The sequence below is a fragment of the Propioniciclava soli genome (assembly GCF_038502305.1).
Taxonomy (GTDB): Bacteria; Actinomycetota; Actinomycetes; order Propionibacteriales; family Propionibacteriaceae; genus Propioniciclava; species Propioniciclava soli.
The window spans coordinates 2,374,977-2,392,840 of sequence record NZ_CP115965.1 but is presented as its reverse complement, the minus strand read 5'-3'; the positions used below and the strand labels follow the sequence as shown (position 1 = coordinate 2,392,840).

17 protein-coding genes and 1 tRNA gene are annotated in these 17,864 nt (G+C 72.0%); 9 read left to right on the top strand and 9 right to left on the bottom strand.

The features are described 5' to 3' along the window. Nucleotides 1-22: 22 nt before the first annotated feature. Genes PCC79_RS10705 through pyrR form a run of 3 tightly spaced genes read right to left on the bottom strand, consistent with a single transcriptional unit; the run spans nt 23 to nt 2,792 of the window. A complete protein-coding gene (locus tag PCC79_RS10705) occupies nt 23-1,288 on the bottom strand; it encodes a dihydroorotase (protein WP_342371812.1) in 1,266 nt (421 codons plus the stop codon). Next, nucleotides 1,285-2,220 carry an aspartate carbamoyltransferase catalytic subunit gene (locus tag PCC79_RS10700; RefSeq protein ID WP_232547543.1) on the bottom strand — a complete coding sequence of 312 codons (936 nt, stop codon included), beginning with the start codon at nt 2,218-2,220 and terminating at the stop codon, nt 1,285-1,287. Before PCC79_RS10700 ends, PCC79_RS10705 begins: the two co-directional genes overlap by 4 nt. Further along, a complete protein-coding gene (pyrR, locus tag PCC79_RS10695) occupies nt 2,220-2,792 on the bottom strand; it encodes a bifunctional pyr operon transcriptional regulator/uracil phosphoribosyltransferase PyrR (protein WP_342371811.1) in 573 nt (190 codons plus the stop codon). The genes PCC79_RS10700 and pyrR overlap by 1 nt, the downstream gene beginning before the upstream one ends. A 56-nt stretch (nt 2,793-2,848) precedes the next feature. Between pyrR and PCC79_RS10690 the strand changes: the two genes are divergently transcribed. Next, the gene (locus PCC79_RS10690) at nt 2,849-3,043 is read left to right on the top strand and encodes a LapA family protein (RefSeq protein WP_232547544.1); all 195 of its coding nucleotides are present in this window, start codon (nt 2,849-2,851) and stop codon (nt 3,041-3,043) included. A gap of 4 nt (nt 3,044-3,047) precedes the next feature. Here the strand turns inward: PCC79_RS10690 and PCC79_RS10685 are convergent, their stop codons facing one another. The 3 genes from PCC79_RS10685 to pepN form a co-directional block, all read right to left on the bottom strand. Continuing rightward, nucleotides 3,048-3,911: an alpha/beta fold hydrolase gene (locus tag PCC79_RS10685; RefSeq protein WP_232547545.1), complete on the bottom strand. Its 864-nt coding sequence runs from the start codon at nt 3,909-3,911 to the stop codon at nt 3,048-3,050. A 67-nt stretch (nt 3,912-3,978) separates the two neighbouring features. Continuing rightward, nucleotides 3,979-4,794, bottom strand: coding sequence for a Nif3-like dinuclear metal center hexameric protein (locus PCC79_RS10680; protein ID WP_342371810.1), 816 nt, complete (start codon nt 4,792-4,794; stop codon nt 3,979-3,981). 7 nt (nt 4,795-4,801) lie between these two features. Further along, complete coding sequence (gene pepN / locus PCC79_RS10675) at nt 4,802-7,429, bottom strand: aminopeptidase N (RefSeq protein ID WP_342371809.1); 2,628 nt, start codon at nt 7,427-7,429, stop codon at nt 4,802-4,804. 108 nt (nt 7,430-7,537) lie between these two features. Between pepN and PCC79_RS10670 the strand changes: the two genes are divergently transcribed. From PCC79_RS10670 to PCC79_RS10650, 5 genes are all read left to right on the top strand, one after another. Beyond that, a complete protein-coding gene (locus tag PCC79_RS10670; protein ID WP_232547548.1) occupies nt 7,538-8,140 on the top strand; it encodes a DsbA family protein in 603 nt (200 codons plus the stop codon). Nucleotides 8,141-8,212: 72 nt separating this feature from the next. Next, a complete protein-coding gene (locus tag PCC79_RS10665; protein WP_232547549.1) occupies nt 8,213-8,668 on the top strand; it encodes a ribose-5-phosphate isomerase in 456 nt (151 codons plus the stop codon). A gap of 71 nt (nt 8,669-8,739) precedes the next feature. After that, entirely contained in the window at nt 8,740-9,585 is an 846-nt protein-coding gene (locus PCC79_RS10660; RefSeq protein ID WP_232547550.1) for an Fpg/Nei family DNA glycosylase, read from the top strand. Then, nucleotides 9,582-11,066: a hypothetical protein gene (locus tag PCC79_RS10655; protein WP_342371808.1), complete on the top strand. Its 1,485-nt coding sequence runs from the start codon at nt 9,582-9,584 to the stop codon at nt 11,064-11,066. Before PCC79_RS10660 ends, PCC79_RS10655 begins: the two co-directional genes overlap by 4 nt. Before the next feature lie 25 nt (nt 11,067-11,091). Continuing rightward, a tRNA-Pro gene (locus PCC79_RS10650) sits at nt 11,092-11,167 on the top strand. A gap of 73 nt (nt 11,168-11,240) precedes the next feature. Here the strand turns inward: PCC79_RS10650 and PCC79_RS10645 are convergent. Continuing rightward, on the bottom strand, nt 11,241-11,666 hold the full coding sequence (locus tag PCC79_RS10645; RefSeq protein WP_342371807.1) for a fibronectin type III-like domain-contianing protein: 426 nt from the start codon (nt 11,664-11,666) through the stop codon (nt 11,241-11,243). Between the two features lie 336 nt (nt 11,667-12,002). Between PCC79_RS10645 and PCC79_RS10640 the strand changes: the two genes are divergently transcribed. Together PCC79_RS10640 and PCC79_RS10635 are read left to right on the top strand one after the other, a co-directional pair. Further along, nucleotides 12,003-12,563, top strand: coding sequence for a sigma-70 family RNA polymerase sigma factor (locus PCC79_RS10640; protein WP_342371806.1), 561 nt, complete (start codon nt 12,003-12,005; stop codon nt 12,561-12,563). Continuing rightward, on the top strand, nt 12,556-13,584 hold the full coding sequence (locus PCC79_RS10635) for a hypothetical protein (protein WP_342371805.1): 1,029 nt from the start codon (nt 12,556-12,558) through the stop codon (nt 13,582-13,584). The genes PCC79_RS10640 and PCC79_RS10635 overlap by 8 nt, the downstream gene beginning before the upstream one ends. A 170-nt stretch (nt 13,585-13,754) precedes the next feature. Here the strand turns inward: PCC79_RS10635 and PCC79_RS10630 are convergent, their stop codons facing one another. Both PCC79_RS10630 and PCC79_RS10625 read right to left on the bottom strand, forming a co-directional pair. Further along, the gene (locus tag PCC79_RS10630) at nt 13,755-14,756 is read right to left on the bottom strand and encodes a phosphotransferase enzyme family protein (RefSeq protein ID WP_342371804.1); all 1,002 of its coding nucleotides are present in this window, start codon (nt 14,754-14,756) and stop codon (nt 13,755-13,757) included. Nucleotides 14,757-14,835: 79 nt separating this feature from the next. Continuing rightward, nucleotides 14,836-15,612, bottom strand: a complete 777-nt coding sequence (locus PCC79_RS10625; protein WP_342371803.1) for a 1-acyl-sn-glycerol-3-phosphate acyltransferase — start codon at nt 15,610-15,612, stop codon at nt 14,836-14,838. Nucleotides 15,613-15,865: 253 nt separating this feature from the next. On the opposite strand from PCC79_RS10625, the gene PCC79_RS10620 reads away from it, so the two are divergent. Further along, nucleotides 15,866-17,857 (top strand): multicopper oxidase family protein, encoded by a 1,992-nt coding sequence (locus PCC79_RS10620; protein ID WP_232547555.1) that lies wholly within the window; start codon nt 15,866-15,868, stop codon nt 17,855-17,857. The last annotated feature ends 7 nt before the right edge of the window (nt 17,858-17,864 follow it).

The following is a 17,864-nucleotide window of genomic DNA, read 5'->3' as shown; positions in this document are numbered from 1 at the left end:
GGGATCGGGGCGACCCGGTGGGTCAGCGGCGGTATGTCACCCGGCCGGCCCAGACGGTGAGCTCCACGGGGTCGGGCAGCTCGCGGCCGTGGTACGGGTTGTTCCGCGAGAGCGACGCCGTCTGCTCCCGGTCGACCATGGCCCGGCGCTCGGGATCCACCAGCACCAGGTTGGCCGGCTCGCCCACCGCGAGCGGACGCCCCTGGTGCGCGAGGCGTCCGATGCGCGCCGGCGCCACGGCCATGCGCTCCACCAGGGTCGGCCAGTCCATGCGCCCGGAGCCGACCATGACCTCCATGACCACCGCGAGCGCCTGCTCCAGCCCGAGCATGCCCGGCAGCGCGACGTCGAAGGGGTGGTCCTTGTCCTGCACCGCGTGGGGGGGGTGGTCGGTGCCCACCACGTCGATCGTGCCGTCGGCGAGCGCCTCGCGCAGCGCCTCGATGTGCTCGGAGGTCCGCAGCGGGGGATTGACCTTGAACGTGGTGTCGTAGGTCTCCACGTGCGGCGTGTCGAGCAGCAGGTGGTGCGGCGTCACCTCGGCGGTGACGTGGATGCCGCGCGCCTTGGCCCACCGGATCACCTCGACGCTCTCCGCGGTCGAGATGTGGCAGGCGTGGTAGCGCCCACCGGTGAACTCGGCGAGCTGCACGTCGCGCGCGATCACCGTCGACTCGGCGACGCTCGGCCAGCCCGGCAGACCGAGGCGTCCCGAGATCTCCGACTCATGGCAGCACGCGCCCGGCCCCGCCAACCGCGGGTCCTGCGCATGTTGGGCCACGACCCCGTCGAACGGCTTGAGGTAGGTGAGGGCGCGGCGCATCAGGAGGCTGTCGTGCACGCAGGCGCCGTCGTCGGAGAACACCCGGACGCCCTGGCGCGCCATGAGCCCCAGCTCGGCCAGCTCCGTCCCGGCGCGTCCCTTGGTGACGGCGCCGATCGGCACCACCTCGCACGTGCCGTCGCGGCGTCCGAGCTCGGCGACATACTGGGCGGCCTCGGCCGTGTCCGTGTCAGGGGTGAGGTTCGGCATCGCGAACACCGCGGTGTAGCCGCCCCGCGCGGCCGCCCGCGTGCCGGAGGCGACCGTCTCAGCGTCCTCGCGGCCTGGCTCGCGCAGGTGGGTGTGCAGGTCGACCAGGCCGGGCAGGGCCAACAGCCCGTCGGCGTCGATGCGCTCGGCGTCCGCAGGGGCGTCCGCCACCTCGACGAACCGGCCGTCGACGATCGCGAGATCGGTCGTCGAGCCGTCGGCGAGCCGGGCTCCGCTGATGACGTGGGCGCTCACTGGTCTCCCTCCCCACCCAGCAGGTGGTACAACACGCTCATCCGGACGGCGACACCGGCCGACACCTGGTCCAGCACCCGCGAGGCCGCGGCGTCCGCCGCCTGCGAGCTGATCTCCACGCCGCGGTTCATGGGCCCGGGGTGCATGATCGCCGCGGTCGGCTTCAGCCGGGCCAGCCGCTCGCTGGTCAGCCCGTAACCGGCCGTGTATTCCCGCTCGCTCGGGAAGAAGCCGGACGCCATCCGCTCGCGCTGCACGCGCAGCATCATCACCACATCGGCCTGCTCCAGGGCCTGGTCGAAGTCGGAGGTGACGGCGGCGTCCCAGTTCTCGACGCCGGTCGGCAGCAGGGTGGGGGGCGCCACCAGGGTCACGTTGCCGCCCAGCACCGTCTGCAACAAGACGTTGGAGCGGACGACGCGGCTGTGCAGCAGGTCGCCTACGATCGCGATCCGCTTGCCCGCGAACCCGTCGCCGAGCCCCTTCGCGCGGAAGTGCTGCCGCATCGTGTAGGCGTCGAGCAGGGCCTGGGTGGGGTGCTCATGCTGGCCGTCGCCGGCGTTCACGACGTGGGCCCTCACCCACGTGGCGGCCTGCGCCACGGCGCCGGAGCTGGCGTGCCGGATGACGAAGCAGTCGACGCCCATCGCGTCCAGCGTCAGCATCGTGTCGCGCAGCGACTCGCCCTTCGACACCGACGACCCCTTGGCGGAGACGTTGATCGTGTCCGCGCTCATCCACTTGCCCGCGATCTCGAAGCTCGTGCGCGTCCGCGTGGAGTCCTCGAAGAACATGTTGATGATGGTGCGGCCCCGCAGCGCAGGCAGCTTCTTGATCGGACGCCGCTGCACCTCGTGCATTTCTTCGGCCAGGTCCAGCAGCGAGAGGGCCTCGGCACGGGAGAGGTCGCCGGCGCTCAGCAGGTGACGCATCACGCCTCCTTCGCGGAGCTCAGCGTGACGGCGTCGCTGCCGTCGATCTCGGCGATTCGGACGCGGACGTGCTCGTCGGACGCCGTCGGCAGGTCCTTGCCGACATGGTCGGCCTGGATGGGGAGCTCGTGGTGGCCGCGGTCGATCAGCACGGCGAGGCGGACGGCGCGGGGGCGCCCCAGGTCCTTCAGCGCGTCCATCGCGGCGGCGATCGTCCGACCGGAGTACAGCACGTCGTCCACCAGGACGACGGTGGCGCCGTCCAGCGACACCGGGACGCGGGTGCGCCCCACGGGCCGGGTCGGATGGCGGCGCAGGTCGTCGCGGTACATCGTGATGTCGAGCTCACCGACGGGCACCTCCACCCCCTCGGCGTCCGCGATCAGGGCTGCCAGCCGGTGCGCCAAGGGCGCTCCGCGCGAGGGGATGCCGAGCAGCACGAGATGGTGGGTGCCACGGTTGGTCTCGAGGATCTGGTGGGCGATGCGACGCATCGCGCGGGCGATGTCGTCGGCGTCCCAGATCACGCGGGCGTCGTCCGGGGCAGGTCGGGGCTCATGCGTGGCGCTCATCGAAGCCCCAATCTAGCGCACCCACCCGGGCGGAGATGTCCGCTACGATTCCGGCCATGACCCACCTGCTCGGACTTCCGATCCTCCAGACGCTGCCGGGCTGGCCCGAGGCGTACACGCCGACGCTCATGGACATGCTGTGGCTGGTCCTCATCATCCCGTTCGGCATCGGTGCCGTGTTCACCCTGTTCATCCTGGGGCCCACGTGGTTCCGTCGTTCGCATCCCTCGACCGAGCTCGAGCGCAGCTGAACGCTCACCGCGGCGTGTGCGCCTCGATCCAGGCCAGGACGTCCGCGGTCACCTCGTCACGGTTGGTCTCGTTGAACACCTCGTGGCGGCCCTGGGGGTACACGGTCACGGTCACGTCCGCGAGCCCCGCGTCCCGGTAGCGCTGACCCAGCTGCTCGATGAGGTCACCGCCGCGGGCGAGTGGGTCGTCGCTGCCCGAGACGAGCAGCAGGGGCAGGTCGGGCCGGACGCCGCCGCGCGCCGCCGCGTCCGCCAACCGCTCGGCGTGGGAGAAGATCGCCGGCATCGTCGCCTCCGGGGTGGCGAAGCCGCACAGCGGGTCGGCGACATAGGCGTCCACCTCCGCCTCGTCCCGCGAGAGCCACTCGTACCCCGTGCGGTGCTCGAAGCCCGCGTTGAACGCCTCGAGCCCGCCGCCACCGCCGCCCTCGGCCAGGGCGGCCACGGTCACGTCGACCGCCGTCGTTCCGGAGAGCACGACGCCATCCCACACGTCGGAGGCGTCCAACAGTGCCGACTGCGTCGCGAACGAGCCCATCGAGTGCGCCACGAGAAACAGCGGCACGTCGGGGTTCTCGTCGCGGAGCCGTCGGCCGAAGCCCACCAGGTCCGCCACGAGCCCGTCCCAGCCTCCCGCACCGAAGTCCCCCGGCACGTCGGTGATGGACGCACCGTGGCCGCGGTGGTCGATCGCGGCCACCGCATAGCCGGCGGCGTTGAGCGCCCGGGCGAGGCGGTCGTACCGCGCCGAGTGCTCGGCCAAGCCGTGGGCGATCTGGACGACGCCGCGCGGGGCGTCCACCGGCCACGCGTAGCGGGCCAGGGCGATCTGGTCGGACGGGGAGACGAAGGCATCGGTGCGCTGCATGGTGCCCATCATCGCAGGCGCCTCCGACAATTTTCGTCGCGGCGATCCCGCCCCCCGGCTCGGCGGTTCAGGGCAGGCGCAGCGCCCACGGGTCGGTGTTGAGGGTGGAGACGTGGGTGGTCAGCGGCACGCCACGTTCGGACGCCGCCGCCTGCAGGAACGCTTCGGCGGCGGGCAGCCACGTCCACTCCGCGGCCCAGTGGGGCACGTCGATGAGCACGGGGGCGTCGGCGTGGGCGAGGAAATCCTGCGCCGGGTGGTGGCGCAGGTCACCGGTCACGTAGCAGTCGACGCCTGCGGCGCGCGCGTCGTCCAGCATCGAGTCACCGGCACCACCCAGCACGGCCACGCTGCTGACCAGCCGCTCGGGGTCACCGCCCAGCTTGACCCCGCCGGCGGTGGCGGGGACGCCGGCGGCCAGCGCACGCGCCACCGCGCGGGCGGGGCGCGGCTCGGGCAGGCGCCCAATGCGGCCCAGGCCGCCTCCGGCCGGGGCGGCCACCAGCGGACGCCGCTCCACCAGGCCCAGCACGTCGGCCAGGCAGTCCGCCACCCCGCCGGGGGCCGCATCGGCGTTGGTGTGCGCGGTGTACACCGCGATCCCGGCCCGGATCAGCGCGGTCACCACCCGGCCCTTGGGCTCATCGCCGCGGACGCCGTGCACGCCGCGCAGCAACAGCGGGTGGTGGGAGACGATCAGCTCGGCCCCCAGGGTCATCGCCTCGGCGACCACGGCGTCGGTCACGTCCACGCTCAGGAGCACGGTCGACACCGCGGCGTCCGGCTCGCCGACGCTGAGCCCGACCTGGTCCCACTCCTCCGCCAGGCCAGGCGGGTACCGTCCATCGAGCCACACGTCCATCTCGGCGACCGTCGCGCTCACGGGTGCCTCACTCCGCCGGCTGCTCGCTCTGGGCCCCCTGCGGCGTCGGCGCCCCCTCTTGGTTCCGGAGCGCGCGCTCGGCGTCGTCGCGGCGCTCGAGGACGAGGCGGCGGACGGCATCCGGCAACTCGCGCGCGGCGAGGAAGGCGTCCAGCCGGTCGAGGAACGCGCGGTCGGCGAGCGGGCGGGGGAACAGCAGGCCCAGCACGTGCTGCCGGATGGTGGTGGAGCGCTTGTCCCAGCCGTCGCGCTGCTCGGCGATGGCCGCGACCACGTCGAGGTAGCGCTCGGCGTAGGGGGCGAGCAGCTCGTCCTGGTCGAGCTGCCAGAACTGCGAGCAGATCTGGAAGTGCGTCTCGTTCGGGGTGTCGCGCTGCGTGGCCGCGGCCCAGGCCTCCGCCTTGGCGTCGGCGTCGGCCAGGGCCGAGCGGGCCCCCGCCGCCTTCTCGGCGCCGGTCGCCGTCTTGTCGCGCTGGGCCTCGGCTGCGATCTCGGCCTCCCCGATCGCACCGACGCGGGCCAGCTCGGTGAGCAGCCGCCACCGCAGGTCGGTGTCGACGGCCAGCCCCTCGGGCACCTCCTCGCCGTTCAGCCACGCCTGCAGCACCTCGGCGCCCACGGCGTCGTTGATCGCCAGCGCGAGGGCGCGGACGAGGGCGAGCTGGTGGTCCGAACCCGGCTCGGCCGCCAGCATGAGCTGGGCCACGCCCACCTGGAACCGGTCGGCGAGGGCGCGGCGCTGTTCGCGCGGCGCGTAGTAGTCGATCGCGAGGCGGGCCTGCCCCAGCAGCGCGCTCACGGCGGTGAGGTCGGACTCCACGCCGACGCCGCGCAGCACAAGGTCCACGTAGTCGGCCACCGCCATCTCGCCGTCGCGCGTGAGGTCCCACGTCGCGCCCCAGCACAGGGCTCGGGCGAGCTCGTCGTCGAGGGCGTGGACGTGCTCCACGAGCGTGGCCAGCGAGGTCGCGTCCAGTCGGATCTTGGCGTAGGTGAGGTCGTCGTCGTTGAGCAGCAGCAGGGCCGGGCGCGGGCGTCCGACGAGCTCGGGCACCTCGGTGAAGGGGCCGTCGATGTCGCACTCGACGCGGTCGGTGCGCACCAGCGCCCCGTCCACCAGGTCGTAGCAGCCGACCGCCACGCGGTGCTGGCGCAGCGTGGGCCACTGCTCCGACGCGGTCTGCCGGATGCCGAAGCGCGTGAAGGCCCCGTCGTCGCCGAGCTCCCACTCCGCCGCCAGCGTGTTCACCCCGGCGGTCTGCAGCCACTGGCTGGTGAAGAACGACAGATCGCGCCCGGAGGCCGCCTCCAGGTGGGCCAGCAGATCGGGCAGCTCGGTGTTGCCGTAGGCGTGCTCGGCGAAGTAGGCGCGGACGCCGGCGAGGAAGTCCTCGACGCCGACGAACGCCACCAGCTGGCGCAGCGCCGAGGCGCCCTTGGCGTAGGTGATGCCGTCGAAGTTCAGCTCGACGGCCTCGAGGTCGTACATGTCCGCGTCTATCGGGTGGGTGGAGGGCAGCTGGTCCTGCCGGTAGGCCCACGTCTTGCGGCTGTTGCTGAACGTCGCCCACGGGTCGGCGCGGTCGTCGAACTGGGCGCGGATCTCGGCCTGGGCGAAGTGGGACGCCCACTCCGCGAAGCTCTCGTTGAGCCACAGGTCGTCCCACCACTTCATCGTCACGAGGTCGCCGAACCACATGTGCGCCATCTCGTGGAGGATCGTGTTGTCGCGGCTCTCGTAGGACGCCCGCGTCTGCCGGCTGCGGAAGATGTACTCGTCGCGGAACGTCACACAGCCCGCGTTCTCCATGGCCCCGAAGTTGAACTCCGGCACGAAGATCTGGGCGTAGTCGTCGAACGGGTAGCTGAGCCCGAAGTGGTCCTCGAACACGGCGAAGCCGCGCTGGGTGGTCTCGAAGATGCGCTCGGCATCGAGGTGCTCGGCGAGGGACGCGCGCACGTGGATCGACAGCGGGATGGTGGAGCCGTCGTTGCGGGTGTGGGTGTCGGTGACGGTGTGGAACTCACCGGCGCACAGCGCGGTGATGTAGGTCGAGATCGGCTGGGTCGGCGCGAAGTCCCACACGGCGAAGCCCTCGTCGGCCGGGGTCGGCGCCACGGCGGGGGCGTTCGACAGAACGGTCCAGGACGCCGGGGCCACGACCGTGAGCCGGAACGGGGCCTTGAGGTCGGGCTGCTCGAAGGTCGCGTACATGCGGCGGGCGTCCGCCACCTCGAACTGGCTGTAGAGGTACGTGCGGTCGTCGGCCGGGTCGATGAACCGGTGGAGGCCCTCGCCGGTGCGGGAGAAGCGCATCACGGCCGTCACGGTGAGCGTGTGGTCGCCCTCGGCGAGTTCGAGCGTGAGGTGCTCCCCGTCGAACGCCTCGGGGCGCAGCGGCGCGCCGTCGAGGTCGGCGTCGATGACCTCCTCGGCGATGAGGTTGGCGTTGGCGACGCAGCCGATGGAGCGGAAGTGCACCGTCGTCGTCGAGACGAACGTGGTGTCGGGGGATGCCAGCGGCTCGCCGCCCGGGCGGCGTCCGGTGAGGTCGACCAACACCTCGTAGGACGTCACCTCCAGCTGGCGGCTCCGGACAGCGGCTTCGTCGCGGGTGATGTTGGCTCCGAACATGGGGCTCCGTCCCAGGGTCGATCGACAGGTGCACCGGCCACCCTAGCGCCCGGCTCCGACGTTTCCCGCACCCCCGAACCGGGCCCCCGCGTGGGTAGGGTGGTGCCCATGACGCAGCAGGTGGACTTCTGGTTCGATCCCGTGTGCCCGTGGGCCTGGATGACCTCCCGGTGGATGCTCGAGGTGGAGAAGGTGCGCGACGTGCACACCACCTTCCACGTGATGAGCCTCGCGGTGCTCAACGAGGGGCGCGACCTGCCCGAGAACTACCGCCGCTCCATGGACGCCGCCTGGGCGCCCGTGCGCGTCGCCCTCGGCGTCGAGCGCGAGCACGGCCCCGAGAAGCTCCGGGAGTTCTACACCGCCCTCGGCACCCGGCTCCACCCGGGCGAGGAGGACCGCTCGCGCGCCACGCTGGAGGCCGCGCTGGCCGACGCCGGGCTGCCGACTGAGCTGGCCGACCTCGGTGAGACCGACGCCCACGACGACGCCCTGCGCGCCAGCCACCACGCGGGCATGGATCCGGTGGGCGACGAGGTGGGCACCCCGGTGATCCACGTGAACGGGATGGCGCTGTTCGGCCCGGTGATCTCGCCGGCGCCGAAGGGCGAGGAGGCCGGCCAGCTGTTCGACGGCTTCGTCAAGGTGACCGCCTACCCCGGCTTCTTCGAGCTCAAGCGCACCCGCGACGTCGGGCCGATCTTCGACTGACCCTGTTTGACTGACCGACCACTGGGTTGCGCGTCCTGTGCGTACCCCTCGACCACGAAAGGGATGACTGACATGCGGGTTCACATCGCCACCGACCATGCCGCGTTCGATCTCAAGCAGTACCTGGTCAAGGAACTGACCGCGCTCGGCTACGAGGTCGTCGACCACGGGGCCGACACCTACGACGCCGCCGACGACTATCCCGAACTCATCATTCCCTGCGCCGAGGCCGTGGCCGCCGACCCCGGCTCGCTCGGCATCGTGCTCGGGGGCTCGGGCAACGGCGAGCAGATCGCCGCGAACAAGGTGAAGGGCATCCGCGCCGGGCTGGCCTACAACACCGTCATGGCGCGCCTGACGCGCGAGCACAACAACGCCAACGTGCTCAGCCTGGGTGGGCGCATGCAGAGCCTTGAGGATGCGCTCGACATGGCCAAGGTGTTCCTCGAGACGCCGTTCTCCGGGGATCCGCGCCACCAGCGGCGCATCGACATGCTCGACGCCTACGAGGAGCGCCAGGCCCGCTGAGCCGTCCCGTCTGATCAGCGCGGCGACGCGCCCGCCGACCGCCGGCACCGTCCGGCCGCAAAGGAGTCCCGATGCCCGAGGGGCACGTCACCCACCGGCTCGCCCGGGCTCTCGCGGACGCCTTCGCCGGCCGTCCGGTCAGCGTCAGCAGCCCCCAGGGCCGGTTCGAGGACGCGGCCGCGCTGCTGGACGGCACGGTGCTGACGGGTGCCGACAGCGTGGGCAAGCACCTGCTGGTCGACTTCGAACCGGGCACCGTCTGGATCCACCTCGGGCTGATCGGCAAGCTGTTGTTCACCGACGCATTTCCCGCCCCCAACCCGGCGACGCTGCGGCTGCGGATCACCGACGGCGTCACCGCCGCCGATCTCCGCGGCCCGCAGTGGTGCCGGCTCATCACCCCGGACGAGCGCGCCGGGGTGGTGCTCTCCTCGGGTCCGGACCCGATCCGCGAGGACGCCGACCCCGAGCGGGCGTGGACGGTGGTCCACCGCTCGCGCAAGCCGTTCGCCGCGGTGCTCATGGACCAGAAGGCCTTCGCCGGGGTGGGCAACATCTTCCGCGCCGAGGTGCTGTACCGCCACGGCATCGACCCGATGCTGCCGGCGGCGCAACTGCCCCGGCCCGTGTTCGACTCCGTCTGGGGCGATCTGGTCACGCTCATGCGCGCCGCCGTGGACGTGGGGCGCATCGACACGGTGTTCGACCAGCACACCCCGGACGCCATGGGTCGCGACCCCCGCGTCGACCGGCACGGCGGCGAGGTCTATGTCTACCGCCGCGCCAACCTGCCCTGTCACGTGTGCGGCACGCCCGTCGCCACCAGCGACCTGGCCGGGCGCAACCTGTACTGGTGCCCCGTCTGCCAGCCGGCCGGGTCGGTGGGGCGTCCGCTCCCCGGTGGGGCGTGGGCGTGAGCCGGCCGGTCCCGCCGAGCTCTCCGGACACCTGGCCCTTCTCCTGTCAGGTGACTGGCGGCGGGCGCGGGCTCGCCGTCCGACACGGTCGCCAACGGGTCGCGGAACTGGCCTTCGGGCTGCCGGGGGAGCCCGTCCCCGGCTTCACGCCCGACGAGGATGAGGTGCGCCTCACTCGCGCCGAGGCGTTCACCGCCCGGCTGCGCCACACGCCCGATGCGACCGGGTGGGTCAGCACCGTTTCGCTCGACAACCACACCGACGCCGAGCGGGCGCTGCCGCCGCTCGGTGTCGCGGTGACGCTCGCCCCCGCCTGGGTTGGGTGGTCGTGGAGCTCGGACACCGAGGGTTTCATCGTCTGCGCCCCGGCGGCCGGCACCGGGCCGTGCCTGTTGGTGGGCGTGCGGCGCGGCTTCTTTCGGGCCGCCCAGTCGGCACCGGTGTTCCTGGCCGCCGACCGGCGCGGTGAGGGGTTGGGCGCAGGCGTGGCCGCGTTCCACCTGGCGCACCCCACCGGGTCGTTGCGTCCGTTGGGGCGGCACGTCACGACGCTGGAGTTCTCCTCGATCGCCACGGTGGACGCGGCGGCGTCCCAGCTGCCGGCCTGGCTGCCCGACCTGCTCGTTGCACCCCGCGACGAGATGGTGCTGCGGACGCCCGACCTCGGCGTCACCCCGGGGGCGGGTGTGGACCTGACGACCGTGGGGACGGACGCCCTGGTGACGGGCGAACCCGGGCACCGGGAACTCGCCGTGCACGGCGTCCGCGGGGTGCAGCGGCTGCGGTTGTCGTTCACGCCGGAAGCGGGGTCGCTGGTGATGGATCTGGCGGCCGAGCGCCTGGAGACGCGACCGGGCGGGTCGGCGTCGTCGGCTGCGGCCGTGGTGGCCGGGGCCCTGGCGCACGGCCTGACCCCGGAGCCGGAGCGGGCTCTGGACTGGCTCGAACGTGAGGACTGGTTGGGGCGCGGCGACGTGTGGGGCCCTGCCATCAGCGGCGTGATCGCCCAGGAGACCCGGGACCCCGACCTCCTGCGGGCGGCGTGCGACGCCGTGGCTGCGGCCGACTATGTACCGGGCCTGGCTGTGATCGGGACCCGCCTGTGGTGGGGCACGCTGCGCGCCGGTCTGCCGCCGTTCGCGCTGACCGACGTCTTCGACCGCGCCACGGACGACCCCCTGGCCCAGCTCGAGAACGCCGTGCTGCGGAATCTGCCCGAGGAACGGTGGGGCGCGGTGGCGTCCGGCTTCGTGAACCGGCTCGGCGGTGGGTTGCCTGGCCAGCCGGTCGGTTTGTCCGAGGCGGACGCCGGCCTGGCCATCGCGCTGCTGCGCATGGTGCCCGAACACTGGGCCGTGCGCCGGGCCGCGACGCAGGCGTCGGAGAAGGCAGAGGCATTACTGCTGTGTGACCACGCCGACCGGCTTCACCCGGCCCTGGACGGCCTCGCCTGGTTGCTGATGGGGGAGATCGGCTCGTGACGCGGTAGGCTCGACCCCTGTTGACCGGGGCGTAGCGTAGTGGCTAGCGCGCCTGCTTTGGGAGCAGGAGACCGCAGGTTCGAGTCCTGTCGCCCCGACCACGCATCGGCCCACGATCCGCTCGCCCGATCGCGTCCCCGTGACCGACTGGCCGGACGCGTGGAGCCCGAAAGATCACGCCTGAGACTCGCTCGTTCCGGCGAAGAAGCCGCGGTCGCGTCCCTCGACGTTGGCGTCGGACGCGATCCGTACCTCGCCGCGCAGGCGGATGTCTTCCGAGGACGCCCCGACGAGCAGGTCGATCTCCCCGGCTTCGACCACCCAGCGCAGGTCGGCGTCCAGGAACGCCAGCTGGGTGACGGGGAACCGGAAGGTGACGACTACGGCGCCGTCGGGGGCGACATCGGCGGCCTCGACGCGGAGGTCGGTGTACGCGAAGGTGGTGTAGGTGAGCCCGTGTCCGAAGGGGTGGCGCGGGGTGTGGGGGCAGTCGACGTAGTTGGCGAACCCGATGCTGCCACCCTGGTGCCACGCCGATCCGCGCGGATGCGGACCCGCTCGATCATCGCGGGGTCGGCGATGTCGGGCAGGAACAGGCACGACACCTGCGCCATCTTCTCGTCCAGGCTCACGAGGGGGAGCAGCGCCGCCGCGCGCTCCTCGGGTGGAAGGGCGGCGTCCAGATGCGTGTCGCTCATGAGGGTTCCTTCGCTAGCTGAGGTGTGACGGCCGCGGTACGAGGTTGTCGTCCCCTCCAAAGGCCGAGCGGCCCTCGTCGCCGTCCCAGACGGAGACGCCCATCGCGTACCCCTTTTCCCGCCCTCGCAGGCGCGACCCGCAAACCCTGCTCAAGATAGACAGCCGATCTCGAACACAGGACGTCCGGATCCGGACGCCTCATCGCGACCGCTTCCCTGATCTGAGCCTGTCCCTGTCATGATCGCCGCTGTGGGGGCATTACAAGGCATGAGCGTCGATTCCGAAGGGGACTTCGAGGCCTTGTTCGCGGCCACGAGCGCCAGCGTGTTCGCCTATGCCAGGCGGCATGTGGAGGCCGATGTGGCCGCGGACGTGGTCAGTGAGGTGTATCTGGTTGCGTGGAAGCGACGCCATGAGTTGCCTGACGAGCCCGTCGCGTGGCTGTTGGTGACGGCCCGCCATGTGGTGCTCCGATATTGGCGCACCCGGTCCAGACAACTGCGCCTGATGACCGAGCTGGCCGGCATCCAGGCGATGGCGGCCACGTCGGACGCTTCGGTGGAGGAGCGGTCCGCCCTCGGGGCGGCCTTTGCCGCCCTGTCCGCCGATGACCGGGAAGCACTGCTGTTGGTGGGGTGGGACGGCCTCACGCCCCAGCAAGCAGCCCGCGTGATGGGGTGTTCGGCCAACACGTTCGCGGCCCGGCTGTCCCGGGCCAGGCGACGACTGTCGAATCAAGCCGGCGACCAGCGGTCCTTGCGGCTGGTCGCCCTTCCTGCAGGAGCAGACAATGGTTGATCTGATCGAACGTACCAAGCCCACCGAGGCGGGGCTGACCGCCGAATGGACGCCCGAAGCGCGGCAGGAGGTTCTGGGCCGGGTCCTGGCCGGCGAGGTTCCGCGGATGCGGTCGGGGCGTCGTGCCTGGCCGGCCGCCGTGGCGGCCTCGCTGTTGGCGGGGCTGATGCTGGCTCCGCCGGCTGCGTTGCCGGGCTGGTTCTTCAACACGGCCGCGGCCGAGGAACTGGCTGGTGTCGCACGTGCTGCCCGTGAGTTGCCCCCACTGGAGTGGGTAGATGGCCAGTTCCTCCGCGTCCGCACCATCGAAACGCAAGACAGGGGCAGCCTGGAACCCGGTTCTGATGCCGCAGAAGAGGAGTTCGGGCCGGACGGTCAGCGGCGCGTGACCTATGACGACTTCCACACCCCCGACGGCTGGACGTGGTCCGACAGGCTCGTCAATGGCGCCAGCGAGCGCTACATCTTCCCGCCCGGTTGGGGGTGGACTCGCCCCGATTATGCCGCCGGTATGCCCACCGAGGCGCACCTCCTCGACGTCTTCTTGCGCGCCCGCGTGCTCGGCTCGACATCCCAGGACGAGGCCGTCTTCGTCGCCATCGGGGACATGCTGAAGCAGGAGGCCGCACCGCCCAGCATCCGCGCCGCAGCGATCGGGGTTCTGGGGCTCAACCCCAAGGTCACCGTCCACCAGGGAGACGACCCGGAAGGACGCGAAGCGCTCACGGTGACCTTCACCGACGAGGCACAGCGGCCCGGGATGAGCCAGCACCTGTACCTGGATCGGGAGACAGGTGTACTCCTCGCCTCCGCGATCGACTACCCCGAGGGGCACTACCAGAGGGTGGTCACCAGCCGGGAAGTCGTCGACAGCCTGCCAGCAGACCTCGCGGCCGCTCTCGGCACCGAGAAGACCGGCAAGGCAATCATGGACGGCCAGACCACGATCATCCCCGACAACGCAGGTCCAGACCCCGTACCCGTGCCCGAACAGACCTACACGCCCGCCCCCAAACGCTAACCCGAAGGACACCGAGGACCCCCGCCGCGAGCCGCGGCGGGGTCCTGTTCACCCCGGTCGTCGGTCACAGTTGAAGGAGGAGGCGCAGTGCCGGGCGGGGTCGAGGTGGAGGCTACATCAGGCCGAGTTCTCCCGACAGATCGGGCAACCGTCCCCCGACTGCCGTGAGCTCACGAGGCCGAAAGCCGGGTGAACACCCCCGTCCGCAACCATCCTTCCAGCCGGGCGATCGTGGTCATCGCGTAATCAGCGGCCTGCTGCCGCATCGCGTGCGTGCTGCTCACCAGGATGTCGTTGGCCAGGAGGAGTTGGCGGGAGGCCACGACGCTCTCGAAATCCGCGCGGTCCAGCGCGGGCAGCGGACGCCGCTGGGCGTACCCCTCCCTCAGCGCAGCCTCGGTGGGTCCGTGCCGGTCGGCGAGGTAGAAGGTCGAGATCGCGAGGTCCACGGCGGGGACGGACAGGCCCGCGTCGTCGAAGTCGAAGATCGACAGCCGGCCCCCGTTCCACTTGAGGTTGCCGCCGTGCAGGTCGGCGTGCAACGGGATCAACCGCTGGCCGGCGCACACGCGCTCCATCGCTGCGGTGCATCGGTCCATCGCGGTGGTGACGGTCGCCTTGGCCTCCTCGTCGAAACCCTCGTAGGAGGTGAGCCGGTCGGCGTCGCCGAAGAGTGGGGTGTCGAAGGTGGGCAGATCGGCGTTCGGCGGCAGGGCCCAGCCCTCGGCGTGTTCGTGCAGCGTTGCCATGGCGACGCCCAGCGCGTGGGCCTGGTCGACATCGACCTCGGTGGCGATGTCATCCCCCGCCAGCCAGCTGCTCGCGGTGGCGTGGGCGAGGCGTCCGAGTGCTGCGCTGTGCGCCGTGGCGAACCAGTCACCGTTCAGCGCCCGCAGTGGGTCCGGAACCCTGACGTCGCTCTGCGTGGCGAGCGCGTGCTGCCATGCCTGCTGCCCGCGGATCTGCCCGGGGGTGCTCTTGGAGTTCGTGTTGACGCGGAGCGCGATCGTCCTCGTATCGGTGGTGTCCACGCGAAAGGTCGTGTTGTAACCGTGCAGCAGGACCTCCAGCCGGTCGACGGTCAGCCCGAAATGCCCGGCGGCAGCCAGCGCCACCTCCCTCAGAACCTCGACTTGGCCCTCCTCGTCGAGGTCGTCGTACTCCCTGCCCACGCGGCCAGCCTGCCACGTGGGCTTGCCCTCTCGGGCAGAGGCGGATGTCGTCGAGCGCGCGAGGCAGGTGTCGCCTTCGTCAATCACCGACGTCGGCGCCGAGGTGCGCGTCCACGCGCACGCACCGGGTCCGCAACCGTGGCACGAGAAGCTGGAGGACGGCGCCCAGCCAGTCGCGGTCGTCCGGGTCACGCCGGAGGCGGGTCAGCGGGTGCTCTAGACCGCGGCGGGTGTGGACGCCGCTCACGACGACGCGGACGGTGACCAGGCCCGGCACCAGACGCGCGAGGGCGTCCGTGCTGCGCGCGGTCGCGGGGGGGCCGGCCGGAACCGGGCGCACGGCCGGGTCCGGCTCGATGCGGCCCGCCGGGAACGTCAGCACCGCCCCGCCCGCGAGCAGGTGGTTCGCCATCGCTCGCACCACCTCCCCGCGGGAGCCCGCTGCAGGCACCACGATCAGCCGTTCGCGCAGGTGCGGCAGCGCCGCGGTGAACGCGTGCTCGCGCGCCACGATGCGGAGGTCGTCGCGGGGGAGCGCCGCCAGCAGCGCGATCGCGTCGAACAGGCCGGGATGGTTGGCCAGGATGAGGACCGGCCCTTCGGCAGGCACCCACTCCATGCCGGACGCGTCGAGCTCCGGCACCAGCCGGGCCAGCAGGTCGGACGCGGCGGCGCGCAGCCCGAGGCGGTCGATGGCGTCGTCGAAGGCCACCAGATCGCGGGCCAGCCGGCGGGTGGGCGGTGCGATCAGCGCCCCCGCCAACGCACGGACCGGACGGGGAGCGCGCGCCAGCGCGAAGGCGCGCAGTGCGTCGTCCGTGGCGAGGGCGACGAGGCGTCCGAAACGGTCGGGCATCCGCCCATCTTGGGCCACCCCGTCCGGGCAGGGAAAGCACAACGCCGGCGTGCGCTCTCGACCGGCCGCCCCTCAGGCGCGCTGCGGTATCAGAAGGCCCCGGGCCACACACCTGATCGGTATGACGAATGCTCTCGCTCCCGGTTCCCTCGCCCACGCGTTTTGGGTCGCCACCGGCGACGCCCCGCCTCCGCCTCCCGCCCCGGGGCATGCGGACGCCGGCCCGACGCCTCGCGCCCCCGAGACGGTGCCGGTGGCTGAACCGGCCTGGCCGCCGAGTGCAGCCGCCGGTGAGCAGGCACCCCTGCCGGGCGTGGCGTCCGGGCTGGGGCTGGCGAAGTTCCGGGACCGGCTGCGCATCCCGCCCGTCATCCGGGCCTGGCACCGGCCGGCGAACCAGCCGATCCGCATCGCCGCCGAGCGGACGCGCGTGCGCTGGCACGCCGACCTGCCGGAGGTGGAGGCGTGGGGGTACGAGGGCTCGGTGCCCGGGCCCACCATCGAGGTGCTGCGCGGGCAGGAGGCCCGCATCGACTGGGAGAACGCGCTCGCAGCCGACGACGGTGCTCCCGCCACCTTGCCCTTCGACGTGGTGCGCGTGCCGCCGCTGCCGTTCGGGTCGGTGCCGTTCAACGCCGACTTCGCGACCGCCATGCGCCCCGGCGGACGATCCACCACCGTCGCCACCGGCCCAGACTCCTACGAGCCCCTGCCCGGCACCGCCACCGTGGGGGCGTCCACCGTCGTCCACCTGCACGGGGCCCTCACCGACGGCCACAACGACGGCTGGGCACACAACGTCGCCCTGCCGGGGCGGGTGACCCGCTGCACGTACCCGAACGAGCAGGAGGCGACCACGCTGTGGTACCACGACCACGCGATGGCGGTCACGCGCTTCAACGTCCACGCTGGCCTGGCCGGCTTCTATCTCATCCGCGACTGGCGCGAGCACGAGCTGGGGTTGCCGCGCGGGGAGTTCGAGATCCCGCTGACCCTCGGCGACCGCAACCTCGAGACCGACACCGACGGCGTCTTCACCGGCCGGGTGCTCTACAAGCACTCCGGCTTCCAGTTCGCGGAGGGCGGCACCGTGGGGGACGTGCCCTTCAGCGGGCCCTTCCACACCGCCAACGCAACCATCTGGCCGGTGCTGCGCGCCCGGCCGCGCTGGTACCGGTTCCGGCTGCTCAACGCGTCCGGCACGCGCACCCTGCGCCTCGCGCTGCACGACACCACCGACGAGGTCTTCGCCCCTGACGTGTCCGTCCCCGCCACGTCACCGGCCTTCGGCGCCCACCGTCTGGCCCCCGCGTGGGTCGTCATCGGCACCGACGGCGGTCTCCTGCCCACCCCCTCGACGCCCCAGGATGGGCTCATCGAGTTCGGCCCGGGCGAGCGACTCGACGTGGTGGTGGACCTGCGCCGCCTCGGGGGACGCACCCTGGAGCTCCGCAACGAGAACGGGACGGTCCTCAACGCCCAACCGGGCGAAGCGGACGCCACCATCCTGCAGATCACCGTCCGGCCCGGACGCGAGCGCGACGAGTGGGAGGTGCCCCGGGTGCTCAGCCAGGAGTACCACCGCTACCGGCACCACCACGACGGGACGCTGGGCATCGGCGACGAGGTGGTCCACACCCACGAGCACGTGTGGGTCGGCGTGGTGCCGCCCGGCACCCACGGCAATCTGCATCCGGGTCTGTGGGAGCTGCAGGAACTCACCGACGGCGCGCCCGTCCCCGACCACGACGTCATCCGCATCACGCGCACTGACGGGACGGTGATGGCCCTGCACCCCGTGGCGCGCCTCTTCGACGACCCGACCACGATCTTCTTCCCCCACGGGGCCTGGGCGGTGTGGCACCTGCTGCATCTCGGCGGGCCGCCGCACCCCATGCACATCCACATGACCGAGTTCCAGATGATCGCCCGCCGGCAGTGGCCGCTGGGTCCGGGGGGAACGGTGCCGGGTTTTGACCCGGCCACCGGTACGGTCACCGACCCGCTGCCGCAGCCCGGGCCGGGGCGGCCCCTGGTGGGTGCTGCGGCGGGCATGAAGGACACCTGGGTGCTGCAACCGGGTGAGTGGGTCTCGGTGCTCGGCCGCTTCGCGGGGGCCACTGGCAGCTTCATGTACCACTGCCACATCCTCGACCACGAGGACCACACGATGATGCGGCCCTTCGTCGTCATGGCGCCCGGGGTGCTCCCCCTGCACCGCGGACACGGGGGCGGCCACCACTGAGCGTCCA